At 39.1% G+C, this 6,488-nt stretch carries 5 protein-coding genes; 3 read left to right on the top strand and 2 right to left on the bottom strand.

What is annotated here, in order from left to right:
* From ACFIO3_RS07040 to ACFIO3_RS07030, 3 genes are all read left to right on the top strand, one after another.
* The coding region (locus tag ACFIO3_RS07040) for an SURF1 family cytochrome oxidase biogenesis protein (protein WP_375704247.1) at nucleotides 1-229 on the top strand (229 nt) is incomplete at its 5' end.
* 619 nt (nucleotides 230-848) lie between these two features.
* The gene (gene purH, locus ACFIO3_RS07035) at nucleotides 849-2,468 is read left to right on the top strand and encodes a bifunctional phosphoribosylaminoimidazolecarboxamide formyltransferase/IMP cyclohydrolase (RefSeq protein WP_375606028.1); all 1,620 of its coding nucleotides are present in this window, start codon (nucleotides 849-851) and stop codon (nucleotides 2,466-2,468) included.
* A 346-nt stretch (nucleotides 2,469-2,814) separates the two neighbouring features.
* A complete protein-coding gene (locus ACFIO3_RS07030) occupies nucleotides 2,815-2,967 on the top strand; it encodes a DUF1127 domain-containing protein (RefSeq protein WP_273790070.1) in 153 nt (50 codons plus the stop codon).
* Between the two features lie 926 nt (nucleotides 2,968-3,893).
* Here the strand turns inward: ACFIO3_RS07030 and ACFIO3_RS07025 are convergent.
* Nucleotides 3,894-5,639, bottom strand: coding sequence for a heparinase II/III family protein (locus ACFIO3_RS07025; protein ID WP_375606029.1), 1,746 nt, complete (start codon nucleotides 5,637-5,639; stop codon nucleotides 3,894-3,896).
* 64 nt (nucleotides 5,640-5,703) lie between these two features.
* Nucleotides 5,704-6,488: RsmB/NOP family class I SAM-dependent RNA methyltransferase (locus ACFIO3_RS07020; RefSeq protein WP_375704246.1), on the bottom strand; the 785-nt coding region annotated here is incomplete at its 5' end.

The following is a 6,488-nucleotide window of genomic DNA, read 5'->3' as shown; positions in this document are numbered from 1 at the left end:
ATGGTATACGCGCGATCTCCCCGCTATGGCACAAAAACTTGGTTTGTCCACTGTTGCCCCTTATTTCATTGATGCCGGAAAAAAAACAACCCCACAAGCAAACCTTCCCATTGCTGGTCTTACGATTATCCATTTTCGAAATAATCATCTCGTTTATGCAATCACGTGGTTTATTTTAGCTGCTGGTGTGTTAGGAGGTTTTCTTTTTCTGCTACGGCAAAAAAACTAAAAAAATACCTCTTCCATCTCAAGTAACAAAAATTTTTAGAATCTTGAAAACTGATAAAGAGAATAAAAGCTACCAACTTGCGCCTTTGTTAAATTAAAGATCATAGGCATACAATGAACTTTATACCATCCACAAAAGATTTACGCCACACTCTTAAAAAGAATTGTCATAACGCTTTTGAAAAACATAAAGTCAAATTTAAAAATAATAGGAAAGATAGTCACCCATTTTTGCCTTTATAATTTTATATTCTTGCTTCATTAGATTATTTCCCATTTCAGAGATTACTCCAATTGATATATGCAATACTTTCGCCTTCATCTAGTATAAAGGCTAATATAGCAGAGAACATACGGATGCATTTTTGTTTCAAAACTGCTATGAAGGTGAGATGTTGAGTTATAAGCAACAAAAAAACATTTAATGTCTCAATGAGACTTTTATACCTATCATCACACCTCAAATGAGAGGTTTTTACAGAATAATAGAAAAAGGTGAGTCATCCTATATTCTAAAAAGACAGTTTATCCTTTCAATGTATTTTGCTAAAGGCTTATGCTATAAACGTATAAGCTTGTTTTACTAGAATTTTAACTCTTTCATTTTTAAGGCTGCTGTTATGGGTGTTGTTGCCAAAAATTTTCCCATACCTGATCTTCATCAGGTTCGTCGTGTTCTCTTTTCTGTGTCTGATAAAACGGGTGTGGTTGCTTTTGCACAAGCTCTTAACGCTACTTACAATGTTGAATTAATTTCAACAGGAGGAACAGCCAAAACCCTCATAGCGGCTGGTTTACCCGTAAAAGATGTTGCTGAAGTTACCGGATTTCCTGAAATAATGGATGGGCGTGTTAAAACACTCCACCCTTTGATTCATGGTGCTTTGTTAGGGGTAAGAGAAGACCCTAGCCATAAAGATGCTATGGAAAAGAACAACATTCATGGAATTGATCTTTTAGTTGTGAATCTTTATCCTTTTGAAGAGACAGCCCAATCCGGCGCCGACAATCAAACAATTCTTGAAAATATTGATATCGGCGGACCGGCAATGATTCGCGCAGCGGCAAAAAATTATGCTTATACCGGTGTTGTAACAGCGATAAACGACTATGATTCGATTCTAGCTGAATTAAAGCAGCATAATGGATGTTTAAGCTTATCTATGCGTCATCAGCTAGCAATGCGCGCTTATGCACACACCGCTGCTTATGATACGGCAATAGCATCGTGGTTTGCACGGGATTTAGAAATTGAAACTCCATCGTGGCAGAGTTTTTCTGGTCATCTTGAAAGTGTTATGCGCTATGGAGAAAATCCACATCAACAGGCAGCATTTTATCGCAATAATGAAAAACGTTTTGGTATTGCAACAGCAAAACTTTTACAAGGCAAAGCGCTCTCTTATAACAACCTGAATGATACAGATGCAGCCTTTGAACTTGTGGCAGAGTTTGATCCGCAAAAAACCGCTGCTGTCGCTCTTATTAAACATGCCAATCCTTGTGGTGTTGCGGAAGGAGAAAATTTGAAAGAAGCTTATTTGAAAGCTCTTATGTGTGATAATGTATCGGCATTTGGTGGAATTGTTGCTTTAAATCAGCCCCTTGATGAAGAATGTGCTGAAGAGATTGTTAAAATTTTTACAGAAGTGATTATTGCTCCTGATGCCACAATGGCGGCACGTGAAATTATTGCCAAGAAAAAAAATCTTCGTTTGCTTATTACAGGTGGAGTTCCTGATCCACGTTGTGGAGGACTTCTTGCTAAAACATTAGCGGGAGGCATTTTAGTGCAATCACGTGATAACGTGGTAGTCGATGATCTTAAATTGCAAGTAGTGACAAAGCGGACCCCAACTCAAGATGAAATGCGTGATCTTCAATTTGCTTTTCGTGTAGCAAAGCACGTTAAATCGAATGCTATTGTGTACGCGAAAAATAGTGCAACAGTTGGAATTGGAGCTGGACAAATGAGCCGCATCGATTCAGCCAAAATTGCTGCAAGTAAAGCAGCAGAAAGTGCGCAAAGAGCAGGCTTAACAGAAACTCTCACAAAAGGATCTGTTGTTGCATCAGATGCATTTTTTCCTTTTGCAGATGGTTTATTAGCAGCAGCTGAAGCAGGGGCAACAGCAGTTATTCAACCAGGAGGCTCCATGCGTGATGAAGAAGTTATCGCCGCTGCTGATGCACAGGGGTTAGCGATGGTTTTTACAGGAACACGTCACTTCCGCCATTAATAATTTTGCTGCTTTTCTTTTCGTATGAAACAAAGGTTTCAAGGACTTTTTCATAATTATCGTATGACTATTGATAACTGTTGAAATGGAAGCAGTTATTCAATCCAAAGAATCTACACGTGAAGAAGTTTATCACCGCAGAAAATGCACATAATTTAGCCATTGGTTAGGGATAAGATGTTCTTGTTGATATTTTTAATGGTTACCCTTTCGCATGAGGAAAATGTTAAAGGGATATTATCTTGTATGTAGATGCATACCTGCTATGATATTATAACACAACTCTTTTTAGTAATATACTCTATTCTTAAACTAAAGAGTGTAATGAAAAGTTTGAGTAGAGGATATGAATATTCTACGTTTTTATAGTAATTGGCGCCGTTATCGTCGAACCGTTAATGCGTTAAGTCGTCTTTCAACATATGAACTCAGCGATCTTGGAATTTGTCGAGGTGATATTGATTCAATTGCACGACGTTATTCGCGTAAATCTTTATGAAAGTTGTTTGAGATATTTGAGAGAATGCTTTGCTATGAAAAAGCATGCATTTTGTGGTTTGTTATTATGACTTCATTTTTAGTATAGTAACAAAGAGCAGAAGAGTTGTTTTTCTTGGCCATTGCTGTGTATCATTTCTCGAATTTTCGGTGCTTCTGTGATATACAACTTTTGATTTATAATAATAATTTAGCGTTATTCATATTAAATGAGAACCCCGAACACCGTAAGATTCTTCCATTTCAAATTTATGTATGTTGAATCAACCAAAACCATTCGCCTGCACGTTACAAGCGGGGGGAGCTGTATGGATAAAAGCTCTTAAGAGAAGGCTAAAAATGCCTCTTATGAACCATCTCTAGTGCCAAGAGCTTGTTACAAACATTGGACACTGATCAATAGTGTGATAGTGCTGAGCTGCTCCTTCATAAGCGTAAAGATGGGGGTGCTTAATGGATTTACCGTTATACCTATCACGGGCATCGTCGCAAAATAGGCTTGGAAGCGTTAAGGGATTTTTCTTTAAAATAAGTCCGTGAACATACAATACAATAGCGCTCTGTTTTTCGTGAAGAGCGTAATCCTATTAATGCAACTCTCTCAGAGAGAAATATTGATCCCAACAGCACACTTAAGAACTTATTGAAGATAAGCAACGGCTTAATTTTCTCTCCATATCTTTAAAGGATCAAAATCCTTAACTAGTACTCATCTGTCAACAATGGTCTTTCAAAAATCTTTTTTTCTGAAGCCAATCCCTTTTAGCATCACCTCATGAAACTCTATGAGCAAACCTTGCCTAAAAACATCCAACCCATACTCCAAAAAAATGCTTCGTGTATAAAATTGATATGATCTTCAAATTTTGAGAATATTACTACAATAAACAATAATGTTTTGCGACACACAAGATAAAACGCAATATACTATGGGTTGGAACAATGTTCTAATTTTTTATCAAACGCTTTACGGATAAAACGCCAACGAACTTTTTCCTGAAATGCAGGACGAAAATATAAAACAATCTGTTGTGTCCGTTGTGGACCTGTTAATTCTGCAAAATCAATCGAATCTTCAAGACAAATATCTGCGTCAGGCGATATAAAATACCATACTTGTTCGCTCTTCACGTTCTCGTTCTTTACGGCTAAACACACACGTTTGCCATCGTAGTTAACTTCAACTTGTGGATGAAGATGAAACCGAACAGCAACATGATTTTGTTCATTTTGCACACTCTTGTGTCTCTTTCCCCCTTTATTTGGCATAAAAAATCGATCAAAACCTTCGATCGTATCTCCATTTGTCGCCAAAATAAGACCACGCTCATGAATAAGATTAAAGGGTCTCACATAACCATTATGACTCGCAATAAAACCCGTCTTCTCTGAATCCTCTATACGGCATACTTGAACATCTGTTGGTCCATCAAACAAAAATGGCGCGCCATTTTTATTTTTATAATAAAAAGCACCCACTGAACAATCATTAAGCGTAGCTGTTGAATGTGCTGCAGTAACACGCCCTAAATGTCGATAATCTTCCCTCCCATCAGGATTAATACCGGTATTGATAATAAAACGGTGCCCTTGTGAAGACATTTCAAAAGACAAACATCCCGAACAAGCCTGCTGTGCTACAGAGCGGGGTGGAAACTTTCCTGTATCTGCAAGCACTGTTGTTTGATTGGCTTTTAAGCGCTGAAATCCTGAATAACGGGCATAACTAAAAGGATTCCCTCCTGTTTCATCAAGCTCCAAAAGTGATGATAAACGTTCCGACACAAGGGGACCAACCCCATTAAAATGGGCCAACGTTTGATCCTCATGGATAAAGAATCGTAAAGCTGGCAACATACGCTCAACAGAATCAATCAAAATACGAGGTGCCGTTTCATTGCTACGCATAAAAAGATGCCGTAACGACAATAAATCCGATAACAAATTCAGCAAAATAACAGGACTACGGGAAATATGCCCACCATCAACTAGGATTTGACGGGAAAGCTCCTCTATAAGCGTCGTTTGTACCTTTTTTTTCACTGCCACAGAAACAGGCAAAGCAAGAGAGGCGAATGTCAAAGCCACTGCTGCTTGTAAACGTTGATCATTGTGCTCCATACTACAAATTGTCACGCGCAAATAACGAAATTGCAAACCAAGTGCACGTAAAAAGCGTTTTTCAAACCGCTCACTTGCGCCTTCTAACAACATTTTCGAATGACAAATCCATGAAATCAAGCGCCGCGCCACAACAGGACCACTCCAAGCAAGCCCTTTTACCTTCTTGCCAGTATGATCAAACCAATCTTCTAAAAGAGAGCGTGCATGTGCAGAAGCTAAATTACTTTCTGCTACCTCCATATGGCGCAACCAATGAAAATCATGTAGAGCCGCTTCCCATTCTAGCGTTGGTGGAACCAATGAAAACGGCGAAACAGCACCAGAATGAACAATGTGACCAGCAAAAGCAAAACGACCATGATAAAATTCATGCGCCATCATTGGATCAGCTACATGCAAATCCATGGGATGCGCTAAAATTTTATGAGGACGAAACCCTGAAAACCGCCAACGAAACAATGGTCCAACCCATAAACGCCGCATAACATTCTGTATCGTATCGATACAGTCTGCCACTTTTACCTGAGTAGCTTTTACCGCAACCGCCAAAATTTCATCTCCATTTATGCTGAATCAAATACAATTTCGACCATTTTTGTAAATGAAGCGTTAATTAAGCAATTTTTCGTAAGCGCGCAGCAAAAAAACCATCCATTCCTAAAAATACGGTTTTCTCAGTATCAAAATTTTTATGACAAAAATCCGCAGGCGTTGTCCGTAATATCCCCCCACAAAGCAAATGTTCCAATGCTCCCATTTCCTCTGGATAAATAGGGTCTAAAACAATGTCATTGCGTATCGATAAAATTTTCTCAATAAGATCTTCACCTTCTTCTCTTGCCAATGAACAATTGGAAAAAACAATACGTCCCCCTTCCTTTACCAAAGAAATTGCTGCGACAAGCAAATCATATTGCAACGCCGCTAACTTGACGATATCATCTCTCGATTTCGTCCATAAAATATCTGGATGACGACGGATTGTTCCTGTAGAAGAACAAGGGGCATCAAGAAGAACTGCATCAAAAAGCTGTGTGGGATGGAAGTTTTTCACATCGCCCTGCCAAATGTGAGCTGAAAAATGAAGCCGTTCCATATTTTCTTTTAAACGCTTGACGCGGTTAGCAGAAAGCTCAATTGCAGTCACCTCTGCCTCCTGCAAAGCCAATTGTGCTGTTTTTCCCCCAGGGCTCGCACAAAGATCAGCAACGCGTTTACCCCGAATACTCCCAAATAAACAAGCAGGCAAGGCTGCAGCAAAATCTTGAACCCACCAAGACCCTTCACGATAGCCAGGTAAATCAGAAACAGAACACTCCAAACGATTCAATCGAACAGAGCCATTAGGCAACACAACACCGCCAAGTCTTTCAGCCCATCCAACGCTATCAGATTTCA

The organism is Bartonella sp. AD328YNZD (assembly GCF_042196425.1).
Note: the sequence above shows the minus strand (reverse complement) of the source record. Positions and strands in the feature narration are given on the sequence as shown.